Genomic DNA, 22,632 nt, shown 5'->3' with positions numbered 1-22,632 from the left:
TGATTAAAGAGAAACTTAATATATTTTGGATTTTGATATTATTTCGGATGGGAGAGATAGTAATGAGAGAAATTCATGCAAAAAAAGGGTTAGATATCGAATGTAAAGGTTGGGAACAAGAAGCAGTACTACGAATGCTATATAATAACTTAGATCCAGAAGTAGCGGAACACCCAGAAGAACTTGTGGTATATGGTGGTATTGGTAAAGCTGCTCGTAATTGGAAAGCCTTTGAAGCAATTGAAAATACATTAAGAGATTTAGAAGCAGATGAAACAATGCTTGTACAATCTGGTAAACCAGTGGCAGTATTTAAAACACATGAAGAAGCGCCACGAGTATTAATTTCCAATTCAGTTTTAGTGCCTGAATGGGCGAACTGGGATCATTTTAATGAATTAGATAAAAAAGGCTTAATGATGTATGGTCAAATGACAGCAGGTAGTTGGATTTATATTGGTTCACAAGGTATCGTTCAAGGTACTTATGAAACATTTGCTGAACTTGGTAATCAAGAATATCAAAGTGATTTAACAGGTACAGTAACACTTACTGCTGGATTAGGTGGTATGGGTGGTGCACAACCACTTGCTGTGACTATGAATAATGGTGTAGCTATTTGTGTAGATGTCGACGAAAGTCGTGTTGATAAACGTGTCGAAACAAAATACTGCGATATCAAGACTAACGATTTAGATGAAGCATTAAAATTAGCTGAAGACGCTAGACAAAAAGGGGAAGCTTTATCTATAGGATTAGTAGGTAATGCAGTAGACATTCACAAAGCTATTTTAGACAAAGGATTTAAAATTGATATTATTACTGACCAAACGAGTGCACATGACCCATTAAATGGTTATGTACCACAAGGATATTCAGTTGAAGAAGCTAAAAAGCTACGTAAAGAAGATCCAAAAAAATACGTAGAATTATCTCAAGCTTCAATGGCTAAACATGTTGAGTTAATGCTTGAATTCCAAAAACAAGGTGCCGTTGCATTTGACTATGGTAACAATATCCGTCAAGTTGCATATAATAACGGAGTAAAAAATGCATTTGATTTCCCAGGATTTGTGCCTGCATATATTAGACCATTATTCTGTGAAGGTAAAGGACCATTCCGCTTTGCAGCATTAAGTGGTGATCCAAAAGATATTGAACGTGCAGATGAAGAAATGAGAAAATTATTCCCGGATAATGAAAAATTAATTCGTTGGTTAGATCTAGCAGAAGAGAAAATTTCTTATCAAGGTTTACCTTCAAGAATTGCATGGTTAGGCTATGAAGAACGTGCCAAAATGGGACTAGCACTTAATAAATTAGTGCGTGATGGTGAAATTTCTGCACCAATTGTTATCGGACGAGATCATTTAGATTCTGGTTCAGTAGCAAGTCCAAACCGTGAAACAGAAGGTATGCGAGATGGAAGTGATGCAGTAGGTGACTGGGCTGTACTTAATGCATTAATTAATACTGCAGCAGGCGGTTCTTGGATTTCATTCCACCATGGCGGTGGCGTAGGTATGGGTTATTCATTACATGCTGGTATGGTTGTTGTAGCAGATGGCTCAGAACGTGCAGATCGTCGATTAGGACGTGTATTAACTACAGATCCGGGTATGGGAGTAGTAAGACATGTTGATGCCGGTTATGACATCGCCATTCAAACGGCTAAAGATAAAGGCATCAAAATTCCAATGATTGATGAAGCAGGTGATAAATAATGAACGATTTAATTATTCAAAACATTAAAGAGCTTATTTTACCAAAATCAACTGATCGTCCTTTAAAAGGTGCGGAACTTGATCAATTAGATGTGATTGAAAATGGTACGGTAGTTGTGAACGACGGTAAAATTGTATATTCAGGACCACATACTGATAAATATGATGCTGAACAAGTGATTGATGCTACAGGTAAAGTAGTGTCACCATCATTGATTGATGCACACACGCACTTAGTTTTCGGTGGCTCAAGAGAACATGAAATGTCATTAAAACGACAAGGTAAATCTTATTTAGAGATATTAGAATCTGGTGGCGGTATTTTATCAACAGTTAAAGCCACACGTGACATTAGTGAAGAAGATTTATTTAAAAAAGCTGAACACGATTTACTAACAATGATTCAACATGGTGTTTTAGGCGTTGAAAGTAAAAGTGGTTATGGTTTAGATAAAGAAAATGAACTTAAACAATTAAGAGTGTCTAATCGTTTAGCAGAGAAATACGGTTTAGATATGAGACATACATTCTTAGGACCACATGCGGTTCCTGAAGAAGCAGAGTCTAATGAAGCGTTCTTAAATGAGATGATTGAGCTTTTACCAGAAGTAAAAGAATATGCAGACTTTGCAGATATCTTCTGTGAAACGGGTGTATTCTCAGTTGAAGAATCTAAACATTATATGCAAAAAGCGAAAGAGGCAGGATTTAAAGTTAAAATTCATGCTGATGAAATTGATCCACTTGGTGGTCTAGAGTTAGCTATTGACGAAAATGCAATTTCTGCTGATCACCTTGTTGCTTCAAGTGCAGAAGGTAAAGCAAAATTAAAAAATAGTGACACAGTAGCCGTATTATTACCAGCTACGACATTCTATCTAGATAAAAATGATTATGCAGATGCGAGAGGTATGCTAGATAATGATGGTGCTATCGCTATTGCAACAGACTATAACCCTGGTAGCAGTGTTACTAATAACTTACAATTAGCTATGGCCATTGCCGCATTGAAATTAAAATTATCACCAAATGAAGTTTGGAATGCGGTAACAGTTAATGCAGCAAAAGCTATTGATTTAGACGCAGGTACAATTAATGAAGGCGACAAAGCTAATATCGTTATTTGGAATGCGCCAAACCATGAATATATTCCTTATCACTTTGGTATCAACCATGCTCAAAAAGTGATTAAAGATGGTAGAGTAATTGTAGATAATGAATTTTCATTAGATTAAGACAAAGTGTTCATTGAAATGACCGTGCCGACATTGTCGGTACGGTTTTTTGTTTATAGTAAAAGGATCAGTGTATTTTTAGAAAAGTTTGACAATTATGTTACTATATATAGAAAAATAGTTTTTAGGTTGAAAGGGATGGAGATAACAATGACTGATTATACAGACTATGTGAATTGGCGACGAACATTTCACCAATTCCCTGAAATATCAGAGAAAGAATATGAAACTACACAACGACTTAAACGTATTTTAGAAGCACATGAGATAAAAATTTTAGATTTACCTTTAGATACAGGATTAGTTGCAGAAATAGGACAAGGGGACCAAATGATTGCGATTAGAACTGATATAGATGCGCTACCTATCAATGAGCAAGTCGAACATGAATTTACGTCAACCAATCAAGGTGTCATGCATGCATGTGGTCATGATATTCATATGGCAAGTATATTAGGCGTTGCAACACAATTGAAAGCCCAAGAGAATGAACTAAATGGTCGAGTGAGAATCATTTTCCAAGCGGCAGAAGAGCTAGGTCATGGAGCTAAAAAAGTAGTAGCTACAGGTGTATTAGACGGTGTAAAAGCAGTTTTAGGTTTCCATAATTATCCAACGATGGACATTGGTGACTTTGCAATTAAAAAAGGTCCTATTACATCTGCAGTAGACCGTTTCGAATTTGATATTAAAGGAAAAGGCGCGCATGCTGCTAAACCAGAACAAGGTAATGACCCAACGGTGGCTTTAGGTCAACTGATTAATAGTTTACAAACGATTGTTAGTAGAAATTTATCTGCATTTGATAATGCCGTTGTTACAATTGGTGAAATTTCATGTGGAAATACATGGAATGTCATTGCGGATCAAGCCTATGTACAAGGTACTGTCCGTTCATTTAAACCTGAGCATAGAGCGTATATCGAACAACGAATGAATGAAATTGCTGATGGTTTAGCACAAACATTTAATTTACAAGTTGATTGCCGATATACACGACTTCCTGGAACAGTGATTAATGATGATGAATTAACTGATATAGCGATAGAAGTAGCAGAAGATGTTGGTTATCATGTATCAATTATGGATTTACCATTAACAATTGGTGAAGACTTTTCTGGTTATACAGAAACGTATCCCGGCGTATTTGCATTCATAGGATCTAATAGTGAGTATGATCTACATCATCCTTTATTTGATCCTGATGAACGTATTTTAGAAAAAGTGCCGACATATTTTGTGACACTCACTAAACGTCTTCTGAATCAATAGTCTCCATAAATTGTATAAAGATAGTATGATTAACATCTGGATAACCTTGGGTATATGAGAACATATACAAATTGAGGAGATGAATTTGAAATGTCAGCACAAGATCCTAGAAATAAATTCAAATCAACAGACTATGAACAACAAGAGCAGCCACTTCCAGGCTTGCAAAGCCAATTAAAACCTGAACCAGATTGCGGTGAGACATCATACGTCGGACACGGTCGATTAAAAGGATATAAAATGTTAGTCACTGGTGGCGATTCTGCCATTGGACGCGCAGCAGCTATTGCTTATGCTAAAGAAGGCGCAGATGTTGCTATTAATTATCTTCCAAGTGAAGACAAAGACGCACAAGAAGTTAAACAAGTGATTGAAGAAGCGGGACAAAAAGCAGTGTTACTGCCTGGTGATATACGTGATGAACAATTTAACTATGACATGGTCGAAGAAGCACATCAACAACTTGGTGGGCTGGATAATGTGACATTAGTAGCTGGACATCAACAATACCATGACGATATACAAGGGTTTGATACACAATCATTTAAAGAGACATTTGAAACCAATGTATATCCTATATTTTGGACAGTACAAAAAGCGTTAGAATATTTACAACCAGGTGCATCAATTACAACAACATCATCTGTTCAAGGATATAATCCAAGTCCTATTTTACATGATTATGCCGCTTCGAAAGCTGCAATTATCTCATTAACAAAAAGTTTATCAGAAGAACTTGGCGCAAAAGGTATTCGTGTCAATTGTGTAGCCCCAGGACCATTTTGGTCACCATTACAAATTACTGGTGGACAACCACAACGAAATATTCCTGAATTTGGTAAGGAAACACCACTTGGCCGTGCAGGACAACCTGTTGAATTATCAGGAACATATGTCCTATTAGCATCTGAAGAATCAAGTTATACAACTGGACAAGTCTTCGGTGTGACAGGCGGTATTCAAATTAACTAATGAATATAAGTTGGTCGATAAAGTGTTAATACTTTATCGACTATTTTTTTGTGACAAATTATATGATAACTATATCCAATTTTATTATGAATTTGGAATAAAAATATGTTTAATGTAAAATAAAAATATAAAATTATTAACCTTTTTGAAGAATGAAATTTAATTAAAAAATACCCTATATATTTAAGGGATTGGCATTTTATACGAGGACATGCAAATTAAATCTTATATCTAAAGGAGGTTATGACATGGTGAAAGATAGGTTTATAAGGGTTGCTCCGTTCATAATAGGTATAATCGCTATAGTTATATTTTCGTTATTTACTAAAAATCAATGGTTTTTAATCATTTTAATACTTTTATTTGCTTTAACCAATGCATTAAAAAATCTGTATTTTGTTAATAAAAATATTAAAAATAATATCATATGGATTAATCAAACAATCGACCGGTTATTAGGTATTATTGCGGGGTGTTTGTATTTAGGTTATGCCGGAATAGTGCTAATATCACAATCCCATGTATGGATTGGTTTCTTAATCCTAATGGTAACTATGGCGTTTGTTTTTTATATAGAAACTAAATTACAAATTGATGATGATACACAAAGGAAAAATCATCGAGATTATAAAGTGATCTCTCAACAACGTGAACGACAATTTAAAATACTGATGATTAGTATGACGATCATTTCTATTATTTTAATGATTGTATCACTTTATTTAAAATGGTGGATCGTCTTTGGTATAGCTATTGCAATGTTATTCGTAGTTGCTGTTGCATTAATTATTTATGAAAAATATTTTACGACGAAGTTATAATTTATGATTGACGTCATAGGAATTATCTTGTAACGTAAACGTTAAATATGAATCACTTATCAAGAGAAGTGGAGGGACTGGCCCTATGAAGCTTCGGCAACATTGAATCATGTGCCAATTCCAGTAACCTGTCTAGGTTTGAAGATAAGGGGATAATCGTTGTAGATGGACCTCTTTTCTTTATCATAAGGAAAAGAGGTATTTTTTGTAAGGAAGTAGGTCTAATGATGAAAGAAACTAAAAAGGGTAATGCTTGGGCGTTATTTCCGTTATTATTATTTATGTTGTTATTTTTAGGTGTAGGTATCATCTCGGGTGATTTCACGACGATGCCGTTAAATGTTGCGATAACGATTACAGTAATCGTTGCTTTGTTGATGAATCGCAAAGAAAAATTTGCCACTAAAGTTGAAGTGTTTACTAAAGGTGCAGGTCATTCAAATATTATTTTAATGATGCTTATCTTTATTTTAGCAGGCGCATTTTCTACGACTACAGAGAAAATGGGTGGCGTGACTTCTACTGTAAATTTGGGATTGTCTCTCATCCCTGAAAATTTAATTATAGTAGGTTTATTTATCATTTGTATGTTTGTTTCTATTTCAATGGGAACATCAGTAGGCACAGTAGCAGCTATTGCACCAGTAGGATTTGGCTTTGCGCAAGCAACAGATGTCTCTGCAGCATTATCTATGGCTACAGTAGTTGGTGGCGCTATGTTTGGAGATAATCTTTCTATGATTTCTGATACTACGATAGCGGCTGTACGTACACAACATACGAAGATGAAAGATAAATTTAAAGTAAACTTTAGAATTGTTTTACCAGGTGCGATATTAACTATAGTTGTACTATTTTTCCTAACAAATGGTATTTCCATGGATCATTCTAAAAGTTATGATTTCCAATTAGTTAAAGTCATTCCATATCTATTGGTGTTGATTCTAGCGCTAGTTGGTGTCAATGTGATTATCGTTCTTATTGGTGGAACAGTTTTATCTGGAATCATTGGTCTTATTGATGGCTCATTTGGTTGGAAAGGATTACTAAGTGCTGTATCTAAAGGGATTATAGGTATGGAAGATATTGCGATGATTGCCCTATTAATTGGTGGTTTAGTAGGACTTATTCAACATAATGGCGGTATAGATTGGTTGTTAAATGTAGTTAGAGGGCGCGTGAAATCTAAACGTGGGGCTGAAATAGGTATTGCCAGTTTAGTTAGTGTAGCAGATATTGCAACAGCTAATAATACTATTTCAATCATTATGTCAGGACCATTAGCTAAAAATATAGCAGATGAATATGATGTTGATCCACGTAAATCAGCTAGTATTTTAGATATATTTGGTGGATGTTTCCAAGGCTTATTACCATATAGTCCTCAAGTTATTTCAGCTGCAGGAGTGGCTGGTATCTCACCATTCTTACTTGTACCTTATAGTATTTATCCAATCATGCTTGGAGTATGTGGGCTGATTGCTATTTTAATTGGGTATCCGAAATTAAAAAATAAAGCATAAATATGATTAAAAACTGAGACTTTTTAGTCTCGGTTTTTTAGTTGATAAATAGAATTATAAATATTGAAAATGTTTTAAGTCAGCGTTTTAATGGTAAACTAGACTAAATGTGTAGAAGCGCAATCTTTTTTAATGTATAAATGTTTGGAAGTTTGAACAAATACGTTAAAATAGTATTAAGAGTGAAAGTAGGTGACTGAAAGTGGCAAAGTATAATGTGGAAAATGAATATGTAGAAATTGATATTGAACGTTTATTAAAATATTCACCAGAAACAATTTATGAAGCTTGGACGAAAGAAGATATTCTTAAACAATGGTTTATGACGTCGAAACGTACGAATAAATCATTTGAAGCAGATGTCCAAGAAGGTGGTAAGTATCGTATCGTTGATAGTAGAAATGGCAAACAAAATATTATCGAAGGTACATACGAAGAATTAGTCATGGATGAATTTATTAAAATGACAATAGGTATGCCAGGCTTAAGTAACGATGAGGATATTATAGAAGTAGAATTCTTTGAACGTGAATCAGGTGGCACACAAATGTTCTTCTATTATCAATCATATATGGAACGCGAAAGAAGATTAACCAACCTTGAATACAAACAGAAAAAGAAAGAATATCATGATTCCACTGCACATGGATTTGAACTTATGTTTGATAAAATGAATGCAGTGTTAGAAGAAATTGAAGAACAAAAAAATAACTAATTCGTTTTAAACATAAGTTATATAAGCCAGTAAATGAACTTAAGAAAGCTCATTTACTGGCTTTTTATCTTTATAGGCTAATGCATCAATTGAGGTCGCCTTTCTCTTTGCGTTCATTATATTTTCTGAGCAGCGTTTCAAAGAAAATATGATAACTAATGAAACTTGAATAGTCAGTGCCATCATTTAAATAAAATGTATTACTAGATACATAAACATTATAATTTGCTTGTTGGGCTAACGAATTATCTTTCATCGTTGTGACAGAGATAAAATATTTTTGTCTCAATTGTAATAACTGAGTCACTTCTTTTAATTGATATGTTTCTCCAGATAGTGAAATGATAAAGAAAAGGTCTTGCGATACTGTTTTGTTTAAGACCATTTTTAATTCGTGGACATCATAAAGAATAATGATGTTTTTATGCATTGTTAATAATATTCTTTGTGCTTCTTCAGCCACATTGATTTGAGCTCGACCTGTTCCATATAAATATATCGTTCCAGCATCATTCATTTTATTAGTTAATAGTTCATAATCTATACGATCTAAATAATTAAATGTATTTTCAATTTCTTGTCTAAATGATTCGATAGAGTCAGAAGGCAATTGATTTTTCTTTTCACTTTCAAATTTTAAAAATGATTTGAAGTCACTATAACCATCAAATCCTAATTTTCGTGTAAAGCGATGTATAGTGGCATTTGATGCATGTGTATGTTGCGCCAAGTCTTGAATTTTCAAATTTTTACATAAATCAACATGGGTATTAACGAAATTTGCAATTTGTAAATCATTGTCATTGAGTTGATTAAAGTTCGCGTTCACACGTTCATCTAGAAACATGACGACACCTCATTTGTTAGTGTTGAAAAAATTTTCATCATAAGAAAACATAATCTGATTATACAAAATACTTTCAAAATGCGTCAATGACGTTGTAGTGATGTAAGCGTTTACTATATATTAGAAACAAGATAAGACATTGAAAGGAATGGTTTAATACTCATTTTCAATGTGAAATAGAACGAAATTGGGATGTGGAGGTAATTATAATGAATGCAATCAAACGTTTTGGTAGTGCAATGATTGTACCTGTCTTGATGTTTGCTTTCTTTGGGATTGTACTTGGGTTTGCAACATTATTTAAAAACCCAACAATTATGGGAGGTTTAGCAGACCAACATACATTTTGGTTTAAATTTTGGTCAGTAATAGAGTCAGGTGGTTGGGTCATATTCAACCATATGGAAATTGTATTTGTAGTAGGTTTACCATTATCTTTGGCTAAAAAAGCACCTGGACATGCTGCACTAGCTGCATTAATGGGCTATTTGATGTTTAATACATTTATTAATGCGATATTAACGCAATGGCCACATACATTTGGTGCCAATTTAGAAAAAGGCGTTGAAAATGTTACTGGTCTTAAAGCAATTGCCGGGATAGAAACATTAGATACTAATATTTTAGGCGGTATTATTATCTCAGGTATTATTACATGGATTCATAATCGTTATTATAGTAAACGTCTTCCAGAAATGTTAGGCGTATTCCAAGGATTAACATTTGTAGTGACGATTTCATTCTTTGTTATGTTACCTGTTGCAGCAATTACATGTGTCGTATGGCCTACAGTTCAACATGGTATAGCGTCAGTACAACACTTTATTATCGGATCAGGATATGTAGGCGTGTGGTTATATCATTTCTTAGAAAGAGTGTTGATCCCAACAGGTTTACATCACTTCATTTATGCACCGATTGAAGTTGGTCCAGTCGTTGTCAATCATGGTCTCAAAGCGGAATGGTTGCAACATTTAAACCAATTTGCAGAAAGTAGTAAACCGTTAAAAGAACAATTCCCATACGGCTTTATGTTACAAGGTAACGGAAAAGTATTCGGCTGTTTAGGTATTGCATTAGCTATGTATTCAACAACACCAAAAGAGAATCGTAAAAAAGTGGCTGCATTGTTAATACCAGCAACACTTACAGCGGTTGTTGCGGGTATTACTGAACCATTAGAATTTACATTCTTATTTATTGCACCATATTTATTCGTATTACATGCTTTACTGGCAGCTACAATGGATACAATTATGTATGGATTTGGATTAGTAGGTAACATGGGCGGTGGTGTTTTAGACTTCTTAGCTACAAACTGGATACCACTTGGCAAAGAACATTGGATGACATATGTGATTCAAGTGGTTATTGGTTTAATATTTGTAGGTATTTACTATGTATTATTTAGATTTTTAATATTGAAATTTGATATTCCACTACCAGGTCGTCGTAAAAATGAAGAAGAAGTTAAATTATTCTCTAAACAAGATTACAAAGAGAAAAAAGGCGAAGGCAAGACGGCGCAACCTCAGTCAACCGGAAATGAATATGATGATAAGGCAGCTTATTATTTAGAAGGACTTGGCGGTAAAGAAAATATTAAAGATGTTACTAATTGTACAACTCGATTAAGATTAACAGTTAATGATGAAAATAAAGTAGAAGACAGTAGTTATTTTACACATAATCAAATGGCACATGGCCTAGTTAAAAGTGGCAAAAGTGTACAAGTCGTTGTAGGTATGTCTGTACCACAAGTGAGAGAATCATTTGAACACTTAGTTTACGATAATGATGAAAAATAATTAAAACAAGGGATTCCGAAACAATATCGTTTCGGAATCCCTTTTATAATTAGTGTTTAAATAGTTGAATTATGAAATTCTTGCTTTATTTATCATTTTAGATTTATATCCTGCTGAAAGAATATCTATGTTACGTGTTGCTATAGTATGTAGTAATTTAGAAAAAATATCAGGAGGACAAATGATACTTGCACAATTTTTATTTAATGTATAGCTAATATTATAGTGATTCATATACATATTCATAATATCAATCACTTTGTCTTTGATAAATGCGTCTTGTAAGCCATCGATAGATAATTCAAATCGTTTAGCAGATTGGTATAAACGTTCTGAATCAAGTAATTCGTCTAGTTGCTTTGGTGATAAAATTTGGTAAATGGTAAAGTTATGGAAACTTAAAAAGCTAATAAAGTAAGGTAGTTGTTGTTTAGGTAAGCTGACTTCTAAAGCGTACATACCTTGTTGTTTAAAGATTTGGTATTGAAATGATTCACAAAACTTAAGTTGTTTACAAAGCTTTGTTAAAGATTTGCGTGATGATCGCGATTTTAAATCTGCGATATTGATGATATAGGTTTCAAATTTGTCTATCAACATGTTATGCCTCCCAATTGCTAACATTCGTACGTGGCTCAAATAATATATAGTTATGTAGGATATTTGTTTTTTTATTTCGTTAAATTGATTGTACCACGCTTCTTTTTGATATTCACTAGGACTTTTGAATGAAGGTTAATAAGAATATGGATATAAAGCTAGCGAAATCAAGTGTACCATGGTGTTTAGCATTTTATTAAAATCTCGTTACAAAGACTTTATACACCTTAAAATATCGAAAAATTCTGAAAATAATATTGTTCATAATTATGAGTTGTGATAATATTTGTCATTATTAACGATTAAGGATGTGTTTATATGTTGAATCGTATGAGTCAATTTGCCACTAAGACATTTATATTTTGGATGTTAGTGGCAGCTATAATTGGTTTTGTGTTTCCATCACATATGGCTATATTAGGAGGATTTGTCCCTTACTTATTAGGTATTGTCATGCTAGGAATGGGGATGACGATTGATCCAAAAGATTTCAAGATTGTATTACAATCACCTAAACCCGTTATTATTGGGGTGATTTTGCAATTTACGATTATGCCAACATTAGCCTTTCTGATTGCCAAAGGTTTTCATTTACCACCAGAAATTGCGATTGGTGTCATTCTAGTAGGGTGCTGTCCGGGTGGAACATCTAGTAATGTCATGAGTTACTTAGCTAAAGCGAATGTGGCGTTATCTGTTGCAATCACAAGTGTTTCAACTCTGATTGCACCTTTTGTCACACCAGCACTGATTTATCTTTTTGCGCATGAATGGTTAAATGTATCATTCACAAGTATGTTGTGGTCTGTTGTTCAAGTGGTACTGATTCCAATAATCATTGGATTTGTTTTCCAAAAGGTAGCGCGCCAATTTGCTCATAAAGCAGCGACGGCATTACCGCTTGTATCTGTTATTGCGATTTCACTTATATTGGCAGCTGTAGTTGCAGGTAGTAAAGCACAAATTTTAAAAACAGGATTACTTATTTTTGTCGTCGTAATATTACACAACGTATTAGGATATACAATTGGTTATCTATTAGCTAAAGTGTTTAAAATGGATTATCCAGATAAAAAGGCAGTTGCTATTGAAGTGGGTATGCAAAATTCTGGTTTAGCAGTTTCACTGGCTACTGTTCATTTCAGTCCTTTAGCTGCAGTACCGGGGGCAGTGTTCAGCTTAGTACACAATATTTCAGGTCCTATTCTTGCTAAATACTGGTCTTCTAAAAGTAAACGTCTCTGATGCACTTTTAAGGGAAATGGAAAGTCTGATTATGTTAAAATATGAATCAATGAACATATTTAACTTAAGAGAGACAAAGGAGCACATATATTATGTACAGAGCAGTTGTATTTGATTTTGATGGTACGATTATCGATACAGAAAAACATCTTTTCGATGTCATCAATAAACATTTAGTAAAACACAACGAAGCCCCTATATCGTTAGCTTTTTATCGTAGATCGATAGGTGGTGCAGCAACTGAGCTTCATCAGTATTTAGAATCATTACTTGGTTCAGAGAAGAAAGCAGCAATATATAAAGAACATAATGATACAAGTAGCCAACTTCCGATCGTTGAAACGATTGGAAATTTAATGGCATATTTAAAACAACGTCACATTCCAATGGCTATTGCAACAAGTAGTCATAGAGAAGATATACTTCCTACCTTCCATAAATTAGGTTTAGACGAATATATTGATGTCATTGTAGGCAGAGAAGATGTTTCGAATGTCAAACCTGATCCTGAACCTTATTTAACAGCGGTGCAACAGTTGAATTATAATCCAACCCATTGTTTAGCAATAGAAGATTCAGTTAATGGTGCAACTGCTGCCAATTTAGCTGGCTTGGATGTTATCGTCAACACGAATGTCATGACAGAAGAACAAGATTTTACTTCAGTAAACTATATTGCCAAAGATATTGATTTTGATGACATTGTGCAACGCTTTTTTGAAGTGAAATAGGAGGTATGGCATGTTTTACACGATACTATTTTTTATAGCTGGTCCACTTATTATTGGTATAGGTAATTTAATCTTAGGACCCATATTTAATAAACGTGTTCCATTTCATGTGCATGTAAGATCATTTGTAGTGGGGACAGTGATTTATTTGATTTTAGCTACAATTGGATATTTCCTATTATTACAAGGTAAACTATAAAAATGCCCGTTTCAGATTGAGATCATTAACTCAATCTGAAACGGGTTTCTTCATATATGAAATAAATTATTACATGATTTTTAATAATAATGTAACTAAAATTAACACGATTAAAATCGCATCGATACCGACCATTATGGCAAAACGTGTTGTCTTTTGACCTTGTGATTTTGCTAATTTCATGGCTTTATAATTCGGTATAAAACTGATAATTAATAGTATTAAAATGATGACGCCAATCAAAACTGACATTAACGTTGACCTCCATTTCGTTTTTCAATATATTCCCAAATAAAACCAGCAATGATACCAATAACAATACCTATTAAAACACCTAATTGAATCTGTGATATCAATGCACCAATAATTAAACCAATGATGATTGCTATAGGCAATGTAGTACCAAATTTCATTTTTCTCTCTGGAGAATCTAAAACTGTAAAAGCAACTACATAAATGATAAAGAATGCAACTGCAGCTAATACAGATTTACCAATGAGTGGTAGTAAATTTGGGTTTTTAACTGAAAAATAATTGAGTAAGAAAAAGATAATTAAAAAGATAGCTGAAATTTTTAGTGCTTTTTTAATTAATGTTTGACTCATAACGATCTCCTTAATGATGATATGAAAAGTATATCATAAACCATAATTGAACAAACGTTAAAGAATCTTGAGAACATAAATGAGTTAGAGATTAAATAAAACTATATTAGAAAACAAAAACAGTGACCATTACGATTATTTCGAAGTTAAAAAACATGAATCATTTTCTTTTTTTTAAATATTTTTTAAGGCAGTTGTTTATTGCAAATGTAGTAAAATTGCGGTTTTGCAAAAGACTGCCATGCCAGTTTTGTAAGCGATTTCAATAAATTGTTAAAATATTGTTTCAATTTCGTCATTTTATAGTATAATTGCGTAAATAAGATTATTATTATTTTATCTTAGTAAAAAGAGGTGGGTTATTGTTATGGAGAATAATGAATTAAAAAGGGGATTGAGTGCACGTCAAATGCAAATGATCGCACTTGGCGGTACGATTGGTGTAGGTTTGTTTATGGGAGCAACAAGCACCATTAAATGGACTGGGCCATCTGTAATATTTGCATATTTAATTGCGGGTATATTTTTATTTTTAATTATGCGAGCAATGGGAGAAATGATATATATTAATCCGACAACGGGTTCATTCGCTACATTTGCAAGTGATTACATACATCCAGCAGCAGGTTATATGACCGCTTGGAGTAATATATTCCAATGGGTTGTTGTTGGTATGAGTGAAGTAATAGCAGTAGGAGAATATATGAATTATTGGTTCCCGAACTTACCAGCTTGGATACCGGGAATTATAGCAGTTCTTTTATTAACAGCAGCTAACTTAGTGTCAGTTAAAGCGTTCGGTGAATTTGAATTCTGGTTTGCGTTGATTAAAGTTGTAACAATTATTTTAATGATTATTGCAGGATTTGGATTAATTTTATTTGGAATTGGAAATGGCGGACATCCAGTTGGTATTTCTAATTTATGGTCACACGGTGGATTTATGCCAAATGGTATTGTTGGATTCTTCTTTGCATTATCTATTGTCATTGGTTCATATCAAGGGGTAGAATTAATTGGTATTTCAGCAGGAGAAACAAAGGATCCACAAAAAAATATTGTCAAAGCAGTTAATGGTGTCATTTGGCGTATATTAATTTTCTATCTTGGTGCTATCTTCGTTATCGTTTCAGTTTATCCTTGGGATGAATTAGGAAACATCGGTAGCCCATTTGTAGCAACATTTGCTAAAGTAGGTATTACATTTGCAGCAGGATTAATTAACTTTGTTGTATTAACAGCAGCAATGTCTGGTTGTAACTCAGGTATCTTCAGTGCGAGCCGTATGATTTATACATTAGCACGTAAAGGTCAATTACCTAAGATATTCACTAAAGTAATGAAAAATGGTGTGCCATTATATACAGTATTAGCGATTTCTACAGGTATTTTAATTGGAGCATTATTAAATGTGATATTACCAACTTTCATTAAAGGTGCTGATAGCATTTTCGTATATGTTTACAGTGCATCTATTTTACCTGGTATGATTCCTTGGTTTATGATTTTATTTAGCCATATTCGCTTTAGAAAATTACATCCAGAAGAAACGAAAAACCATCCATTCAAAATGCCTGGTGGTATGGTAGCAAGTTACTTAACAATTGCATTTTTAGTTATTGTTTTAATTGGAATGTTATTTAATAAAGAAACAGTGGTTTCAGTAGTGATTGGTATTATTTTCTTAGCTATCGTTACTATTTATTACTTCATTAGATATAATAAAGCTGAACAACAGGCAAGAAAAAATAATACATTAAAATAGTTTGATTTTAAAGAGGTTGAGACATAAAGTTTTTGTGCTTTGGGGAACCGATTAACGGGGTCCTTAAAGTAGGATTTTCTGTAGGAAATCCTAAACGCTTTTGTCCTAACCTCTTTTTTCTTTCGAACTATAGAATTGAAAAAGATACAGTCTAGACACTCATTAATGTCTAAACTGTATCTTTTTTAATGTTTGAAATCAATATTGGAAAGATGTTTTCTATAATTATCTAATGCCATTTTTGATTGTGTAATGAAGTCTAACGATGATTGATAATTAAGAGCTATATAACGATAATATAGGATATCGATCGTAAACATTTGTGCAAATAATGATGTAGTCGCACCCATTCGCATTTCATTTTCATCTGATTGTCCATAATCTAGTACTATATCTGACATCTGAGAAATAATATTTTTTGAAGAACTTGTAATTGTAATAATTGGAATATGATAATCTACTACAACTTTAGCAATGGCTTGCATTTCACTTTGCATACCATTATTAGTAATAAAAACAACACAATCTCGACTATCACAGGATGCTAACATAGTAGTGAAAATATGTGTCTCTTGTACAAGTTGTACATTCATTCCAATACGAGATAGCTTTTGATATAAATCAGTTGCAACGACAAATGAAGCGCCATAACCATATATGAAAATGCGATTCGATTGTTTAAATTGATCACAAATACGATCAATTGTTTTATCGTCTAGTGTTTCATTTGCATTATTCAAAGCACCTTTAGCACGAGAATGCATCTTCTTTTTTAATGATGCTGTACTTTCATTGTCAACTAATTCCACATTGTAGACCGTGGTCTCTTTTGGTAAATATTTAGATAAACCAATTTTTAATTCGTGAAAACCACCTTCAGTGACTTTTTTGCTAAATCTAATAATAGAAGATGGACTTGTATCAAGTTCTTGTGCTAGATCTTGAGAATTCATTTGCACAACATGGTGCGGTGCATTCAAAATATAATTTGCTATTTTTTTCTCATTTTTTGTTAAATAGGGATACTGGTTATCTATTTCATATAAAATGTTTGTCATTTTAATCACCCAGTTTATTAGAGTTTCTCATTTCTTTAGTCGTTCCAAATAAATAAGTCATGATAAATCCACCGATATATGCTGACAGCAATCCAGCAATATAACCTAAATACATATTATCTGATATCAGTGGCAATAGTGATAAGCCACTAGGTCCTACAGCTTTAGCTCCAATATGACCAATACCGCCAATGACGGCACCTCCAATACCTCCACCTATACAAGCAGTGAAGAATGGTCTTCCAAGCGGCAAGGTTACACCGTAAATCAGTGGTTCCCCGATACCTAAGAATCCAACAGGTAAGGCACCTTTTAATGTGTTTCTTAGTGGTTGATTGTGTCGGCATCTAACCCATAATGCTAATGCAGCACCAACTTGACCTGCACCCGCCATTGCAGCAATAGGTAGTAGATAAGTTGCACCAGTACTGTTTATCAATTCAATATGAATTGGCGTAAAAATATGGTGAAGTCCTAACATTACTAGTGGAAGGAAAAATGCACCGATGATAAATCCGCTAAAGACACCACCAACGTCTATTACCCAATTAACGACGTGAACTAAACCATCTGATACAAACCCAGCCATTGGCATGATGATAAAAATAGTTAATAATCCTACTCCGAGTAGGGATAATGTTGGTGTGACGATAATATCTATAGCATTTGGAGTTACTTTATGTAGTCTTTTCTCAATAATGCTCAGTATCCAAACAGCGAATATAACACCTATAATTCCACCTTGACCAGCAACAAGTGGTTCACCAGTGAAAATATTTTTAATCGGATTTTCATCAGTCAGACCAGTTAGTAGTGTTGTGCCACCAATGACACCACCTAAACCAGGAGTTGCGCCAAATACTTTAGCACTATTGATACCAGTGAAAATGGCTAGATATGCTAACATTCCGTCTTTAATCACATTTAATACGGTTACGAGTTGTTTCATAAAATCCCCAGAAATCATATGAGCAGTAAGCATATTATTGAGCACAGCTGCAATACCACCGATTAAACCTGCACCGATAAAAGCGGGGATTAAAGGAATAAAGATATTTGAAATTGATTTCAAGAAACGTTGCCATTTACTATGTTTTCTTGATTTTTGGTAGTGCTTTTTATTTTCTTTTGCAAGTTCTTTAGCTTGAGATTGATAACTTTGATTGTCCGAATAGGAGATATCTTCACCTAACGGTACATGGCTATAATCTGCCATATGTCCTGCCACTTTCTCTACTACACCGGGACCCACAATGATTTGAAGTGTTTCATCTTCAACGATGCCTATGACACCTTCTATTTGATGTAATTCATCATAATTAACTATATCTGGATTCTTAATGGATAACCGCACTCTAGTCATACAATGCATGATACGCTGTATATTACGCATTCCACCTACCGCATTGATGATTTCTTGTGCGAGTCTGTCTTCTTTACTCATAGAATTAGCCCCCTTAACCTTTGATGGCTTGCTTAATCACACCATTATGTTGTAATAATTTGTTTTGTGCATCATCTTTAGTTGTGTCACATAAATACATCACAACAGCAGTTTTAATGTTTTGATCGGCTTTTTCATAGAGTAACTTAGCTTCTTCGTCATTTAAATCACATATATCTTTAATAATTCGAATAGAACGTTGAATTAATTTTTGATTTGTTGGTTTTAAATCTACCATCAAGTTATCGTAAACTTTCCCTACACCAATCATCGTCATGGTAGATATCATATTGAGAATGAGTTTTTGGGCTGTACCTGATTTTAAGCGAGTTGAACCGGTTAATACTTCTGGTCCGACAGGTACTTCCAACACATATTGTGTTAACTTACTCATCTCACTGTTTGTGTTGCAAGAAAGAGATACGCTTACGGCGCCAACCTCGTTTGCATAGGCTAAAGCGGCTTTAACGTAAGGTGTACGTCCACTAGCAGAAATACCAATCACTATGTCATCTTTTGATAGTTGAATTGCCTTTAAATCAGCTTTCCCTTGTTCTTCATTATCCTCCGCACCTTCAACAGCTTCTGTCATAGCCTTACTTCCACCGGCAATAATACCTATGACTTCATCGGGTGAAGTATTAAATGTAGGTACGCATTCTGCTGCATCTAAAACACCTAATCGACCACTTGTGCCTGCACCAATGTATATCAATCGACCATGTTTCTTGAATTTAGATATCGCTTCTTTGATGACTTTTGTTAATTCAGGAATGATCGGTTCTATAGCTTTGGGAACGAATTGATCTTCGTCATTCATCGTTTGAAGTGCTTCTTGAATTGACATTTCATCTAAATGCATAGTCTCTGTATTACGTGATTCAGTCGTTAAATGATTCAATTGTCATTGCTCCTTTAAACATTTAAATTCAAAAGTATCACCTGGCGCTATCAAATGGATAAATGGTTGATCCTGTTTATAAATTCGTGCAATACGATTGATATTTGGATGTCCTTGAAGTGGTGATTTAATTACTTGTAGTTCACCTTCATATCGACCATTCAGATGATTATCGATAGTAATATCTCCGGGTAATCTTTGGTCGATACCAACGGCTTCAATAGTTTGATTAATTAAGTGTCTAGATTCATAAGAACGTATGATATGTTCGGGCGAATCGATTCTTGAATGATGCTTAGTAAATAGTATATTTGACAGGTCATCATTGATATTTTCAGTGACATTAACACGCAGTTCAAAGTGTCGTTGGACACACATTTGATAGAGTTGACGCGCTAAATTTAAATCAAACCTAGTATCTCCAATAATAATATTTGAGATACCAACACGTTCTAATTCATGAACCGCGAAACAAGGATGCTGATTACGATGTACCTCGATAGTTGGTAAACCTTTAAAAATGGGTCCTCTTAATTCAGTTCCTGGAATGAAGGCATATATATCTGCCATTGAATCAAAAGAATGTATGAGTGCATTTTGTTGTTCGACAAATGTCGCACTTAATCCAGTATCCGGCCTTGGATAATAATTATGACAGTATACTAGTGATTGAATATTTGAATGACGATATAGCGTAGATAATTCACTTTGAGTTATCGTACTTGCGTTAATGCAACATCGATAACCGTGTTGCTGTATATCATGAATAAGATTGATATTAAGGTCGTGATCGATTCTGATAACAAAATCCCCATGAGCGTATTGATCTAATAAACTGTAAAAGTGGTGATTAAGTAAAGAAGGATTCACATCAATAATAAAGGTGATTGAATATTGAGATAATATCTGACACAATTCCCCAAAATGTATCAGTGTAAGTTGATCATCCTCTTCGGGTATTTGTAGAGAAGTAAAAATAGTATCGTATCCCTGAGATACCATTGATTGAATATAAGATTGATTTAATTTACTTCCTAACGAGACCGAGAAACCGAGCATGATCATCCTCCTCATTTATAAGCTTAATCATATCCGATTATAACGCTAATATTAGTCATTTACAATTTACATTTTAGATTTAGGTTTGTTTTTTACAAAAATATTAATAAATAAAATAAATAGTACTTTTGGAGAATAAAATACGAAAAATATAATGAGGGAAATAAGTAGAATTAAAAAGTGTGATCTTTAAATTGAATAAGTGTACGGTAAATCATATTTTGGTATTCGATAATATGATGAAAAATATCACCATAATTAATAGTATGAAGCGGGTATTCGACGAGGTAAGCAATTAAATTTTGATAATGAGTGAAATGACTTAAAGAAGTACAGTTGCGGTTTGTTGAATTTGTCTTAATCCAATTACTTTCTTTAATGATGAATGTATTAAATTCATTTAATGATGGTTCAAATTTGCTATAATGTGATACTAAGTAATATTTTAGCATTTCAGTATGTGTGATAAGTTGTGTTAATTTTAATTCAATATGGTTTAATGTTTCTTGAGAATTCATAAAGCCTCCTTAGTAGTTAAATGTAAAAAGAAAGGAAATATAGATATGAAACTTTCGAACAAAGGGTACCGTTTTAAAGATATTGCTTGGAGAGATTTATTTTTAATACCAATTATCTTTATAACAATGATGATATTTTCAAGGATAGGTGTAAATATATTAAATACGCATTATATACATATAGATCGATTAATGGGTGAGATGGTTGCTACCGTTGCACAAACCATGAGTTATGTTATTGCCATTTTATGTTTTTACCTTATGCATATCAGTTCCTTTTCAGAACGCTTGAAGAATGGGATTAATTATATAAAAAAGCATTGGAAATTTTTAATTGTGATGTTCATTATCTCAATTTGTGCGTCAAAAGCCTATGAATGGATGATGGAATTATTACCGCAATCATGGCAATTTAATGAAACACAGAATGAATTAGCATTAAATCAATTATTTAAGACCCCTCTATTTTTACCAATCACTTTTATATTGATAGTGATTGTTGGGCCTATCGTTGAAGAGATTGTATTCAGACATATCATTATAGGTGAATTAGGAAAAAAATTTAATTTTATTTTTATGGGGATTATCTCCGCTGTAACATTTTCACTAATTCATGTAAGTGATGCTAAATCACCATTAGAATTTGGTGCATACTTTATACTCGCAGTTATTTTAGTATTCGTATATTTAAAGTCAAACAGAAATTTAGCGTCTTCTATTACGATTCATATGCTCAATAATCTATTATCATTTATAATCACGATATATACAATTTCTATGTAATATACAATAAACCCAACTGATTACACGTGTAAATCAGTTGGGTTTAAAAATTGTTGATAATTATCAATCGTAATATCATGCGTTTTAATTGTTTTTTCAAATGAGTAGGAGATATCTTGTATATCTTTAATAGGGAGTTCTCGTGTAGAACCTAGTCCAATTTCAAATACCACAGCATGCCACTGACCATCTTTACATAATAGACCAATAAAGATAACGTTCTCCGCAATAGTTTGATTGTCTTCATAAAAATCTACAAGCATGACATTTCGTTCAGTACAGTAAATTAAAATATCGGAAAAGATATTTGGAAGTGTTATCTGTGCGGTATCTTCGAATTTTATATAGTAATCCATTTTTTTTAATAATTTTCGTACACGCGTTTGAGGTAAAGTTAAACATTGTTTAAGTATATCTTGAATTTCTTTAGTATAGGGTAGCGTAGAATAAGATTGACTTTCATTTAAGGTAAGAAATAGCGCAGACAATTGACTATCAGTCAAAGTAAGTGCAATTTTGGCTTGTGCATCTTGAATTTTGTAACCACCCTGGCTACCATGAGAAGCATGAATTTGAACACCTTGATTTTCTAAATCATCAATATCTCTCAGAATGGTACGTTTTGATACATTAAAACGTTTGGCTAATTCAGAAGCAGTTATTTTATTACTTTGTTGTATTTCTGTTATTAAGCGATTTTGTCGTTCTAACTTATTCAATGAAAGTCACCTCCAAATTAACATTACATATTACAATAATTATATCATATAAGCGACAATGATGACATTTATAGCGCATTTTTGGATT

At 33.3% G+C, this 22,632-nt stretch carries 23 protein-coding genes and 1 riboswitch; of the genes, 13 read left to right on the top strand and 10 right to left on the bottom strand.

Features of this window, described 5'->3' with window-relative positions:
• Positions 1-62 precede the first annotated feature (62 nt).
• The 7 genes from hutU (at position 63) to ACZ267_RS00770 (ending at position 8,262) form a co-directional block, all read left to right on the top strand.
• Positions 63-1,724 carry a urocanate hydratase gene (gene hutU / locus ACZ267_RS00800; RefSeq protein WP_015364762.1) on the top strand — a complete coding sequence of 554 codons (1,662 nt, stop codon included), beginning with the start codon at positions 63-65 and terminating at the stop codon, positions 1,722-1,724.
• On the top strand, positions 1,724-2,959 hold the full coding sequence (gene hutI, locus ACZ267_RS00795; protein ID WP_047210957.1) for an imidazolonepropionase: 1,236 nt from the start codon (positions 1,724-1,726) through the stop codon (positions 2,957-2,959). The genes hutU and hutI overlap by 1 nt, the downstream gene beginning before the upstream one ends.
• Positions 2,960-3,109: 150 nt before the next feature.
• A complete protein-coding gene (locus ACZ267_RS00790) occupies positions 3,110-4,231 on the top strand; it encodes an amidohydrolase (protein ID WP_015364763.1) in 1,122 nt (373 codons plus the stop codon).
• A gap of 90 nt (positions 4,232-4,321) precedes the next feature.
• Entirely contained in the window at positions 4,322-5,203 is an 882-nt protein-coding gene (locus ACZ267_RS00785; RefSeq protein ID WP_002467034.1) for an SDR family oxidoreductase, read from the top strand.
• Positions 5,204-5,451: 248 nt separating this feature from the next.
• Positions 5,452-6,024, top strand: a complete 573-nt coding sequence (locus ACZ267_RS00780) for a hypothetical protein (RefSeq protein ID WP_015364764.1) — start codon at positions 5,452-5,454, stop codon at positions 6,022-6,024.
• A 53-nt stretch (positions 6,025-6,077) separates the two neighbouring features.
• Positions 6,078-6,175, top strand: a riboswitch (SAM riboswitch).
• 76 nt (positions 6,176-6,251) lie between these two features.
• A complete protein-coding gene (locus ACZ267_RS00775; protein WP_463680286.1) occupies positions 6,252-7,547 on the top strand; it encodes a Na+/H+ antiporter NhaC family protein in 1,296 nt (431 codons plus the stop codon).
• Positions 7,548-7,749: 202 nt separating this feature from the next.
• Positions 7,750-8,262 (top strand): SRPBCC family protein, encoded by a 513-nt coding sequence (locus tag ACZ267_RS00770; protein WP_002465540.1) that lies wholly within the window; start codon positions 7,750-7,752, stop codon positions 8,260-8,262.
• A gap of 85 nt (positions 8,263-8,347) precedes the next feature.
• Here the strand turns inward: ACZ267_RS00770 and ACZ267_RS00765 are convergent, their stop codons facing one another.
• Entirely contained in the window at positions 8,348-9,109 is a 762-nt protein-coding gene (locus ACZ267_RS00765) for a MurR/RpiR family transcriptional regulator (RefSeq protein ID WP_002465544.1), read from the bottom strand.
• Between the two features lie 209 nt (positions 9,110-9,318).
• Between ACZ267_RS00765 and ACZ267_RS00760 the strand changes: the two genes are divergently transcribed.
• On the top strand, positions 9,319-10,917 hold the full coding sequence (locus ACZ267_RS00760; RefSeq protein ID WP_019236046.1) for an alpha-glucoside-specific PTS transporter subunit IIBC: 1,599 nt from the start codon (positions 9,319-9,321) through the stop codon (positions 10,915-10,917).
• 69 nt (positions 10,918-10,986) lie between these two features.
• Here ACZ267_RS00760 and ACZ267_RS00755 read toward each other — a convergent pair whose 3' ends face one another.
• A complete protein-coding gene (locus ACZ267_RS00755) occupies positions 10,987-11,517 on the bottom strand; it encodes a hypothetical protein (protein ID WP_002465536.1) in 531 nt (176 codons plus the stop codon).
• A gap of 318 nt (positions 11,518-11,835) precedes the next feature.
• Between ACZ267_RS00755 and ACZ267_RS00750 the strand changes: the two genes are divergently transcribed.
• The 3 genes from ACZ267_RS00750 (at position 11,836) to ACZ267_RS00740 (ending at position 13,692) form a co-directional block, all read left to right on the top strand.
• Positions 11,836-12,762 (top strand): bile acid:sodium symporter family protein, encoded by a 927-nt coding sequence (locus tag ACZ267_RS00750; protein ID WP_002465539.1) that lies wholly within the window; start codon positions 11,836-11,838, stop codon positions 12,760-12,762.
• A gap of 92 nt (positions 12,763-12,854) precedes the next feature.
• Entirely contained in the window at positions 12,855-13,493 is a 639-nt protein-coding gene (locus ACZ267_RS00745) for an HAD family hydrolase (protein ID WP_002465543.1), read from the top strand.
• Positions 13,494-13,503: 10 nt separating this feature from the next.
• Complete coding sequence (locus tag ACZ267_RS00740; RefSeq protein ID WP_002465537.1) at positions 13,504-13,692, top strand: hypothetical protein; 189 nt, start codon at positions 13,504-13,506, stop codon at positions 13,690-13,692.
• A gap of 69 nt (positions 13,693-13,761) precedes the next feature.
• Here ACZ267_RS00740 and ACZ267_RS00735 read toward each other — a convergent pair whose 3' ends face one another.
• Complete coding sequence (locus tag ACZ267_RS00735) at positions 13,762-13,944, bottom strand: hypothetical protein (RefSeq protein ID WP_002465541.1); 183 nt, start codon at positions 13,942-13,944, stop codon at positions 13,762-13,764.
• Positions 13,944-14,297 carry a hypothetical protein gene (locus tag ACZ267_RS00730; RefSeq protein WP_015364769.1) on the bottom strand — a complete coding sequence of 118 codons (354 nt, stop codon included), beginning with the start codon at positions 14,295-14,297 and terminating at the stop codon, positions 13,944-13,946. Before ACZ267_RS00730 ends, ACZ267_RS00735 begins: the two co-directional genes overlap by 1 nt.
• A gap of 367 nt (positions 14,298-14,664) precedes the next feature.
• Here ACZ267_RS00730 and ACZ267_RS00725 point away from each other — a divergent pair, with 367 nt between their 5' ends.
• Positions 14,665-16,062: an amino acid permease gene (locus ACZ267_RS00725; protein WP_015364770.1), complete on the top strand. Its 1,398-nt coding sequence runs from the start codon at positions 14,665-14,667 to the stop codon at positions 16,060-16,062.
• 185 nt (positions 16,063-16,247) lie between these two features.
• Here ACZ267_RS00725 and ACZ267_RS00720 read toward each other — a convergent pair whose 3' ends face one another.
• From ACZ267_RS00720 to ACZ267_RS00700, 5 genes are all read right to left on the bottom strand, one after another.
• Complete coding sequence (locus ACZ267_RS00720; RefSeq protein ID WP_002467023.1) at positions 16,248-17,120, bottom strand: MurR/RpiR family transcriptional regulator; 873 nt, start codon at positions 17,118-17,120, stop codon at positions 16,248-16,250.
• 1 nt (position 17,121) lies between these two features.
• Positions 17,122-18,564: a PTS transporter subunit EIIC gene (locus tag ACZ267_RS00715; protein ID WP_002467022.1), complete on the bottom strand. Its 1,443-nt coding sequence runs from the start codon at positions 18,562-18,564 to the stop codon at positions 17,122-17,124.
• Between the two features lie 13 nt (positions 18,565-18,577).
• Positions 18,578-19,465, bottom strand: a complete 888-nt coding sequence (murQ, locus tag ACZ267_RS00710; RefSeq protein WP_019236043.1) for an N-acetylmuramic acid 6-phosphate etherase — start codon at positions 19,463-19,465, stop codon at positions 18,578-18,580.
• 3 nt (positions 19,466-19,468) lie between these two features.
• On the bottom strand, positions 19,469-20,524 hold the full coding sequence (locus tag ACZ267_RS00705; RefSeq protein ID WP_002467028.1) for a MupG family TIM beta-alpha barrel fold protein: 1,056 nt from the start codon (positions 20,522-20,524) through the stop codon (positions 19,469-19,471).
• A gap of 173 nt (positions 20,525-20,697) precedes the next feature.
• Positions 20,698-21,042, bottom strand: coding sequence for a hypothetical protein (locus tag ACZ267_RS00700; protein ID WP_002467029.1), 345 nt, complete (start codon positions 21,040-21,042; stop codon positions 20,698-20,700).
• 45 nt (positions 21,043-21,087) lie between these two features.
• On the opposite strand from ACZ267_RS00700, the gene ACZ267_RS00695 reads away from it, so the two are divergent.
• Positions 21,088-21,825, top strand: coding sequence for a CPBP family intramembrane glutamic endopeptidase (locus ACZ267_RS00695; RefSeq protein ID WP_002467021.1), 738 nt, complete (start codon positions 21,088-21,090; stop codon positions 21,823-21,825).
• Positions 21,826-21,845: 20 nt separating this feature from the next.
• Here ACZ267_RS00695 and ACZ267_RS00690 read toward each other — a convergent pair whose 3' ends face one another.
• Positions 21,846-22,544, bottom strand: coding sequence for a helix-turn-helix transcriptional regulator (locus tag ACZ267_RS00690; RefSeq protein ID WP_002467024.1), 699 nt, complete (start codon positions 22,542-22,544; stop codon positions 21,846-21,848).
• Positions 22,545-22,632 lie beyond the last annotated feature (88 nt).

The organism is Staphylococcus sp. AC872 (assembly GCF_979255425.1).
This window is presented reverse-complemented; position numbering and strand designations above follow the sequence as displayed.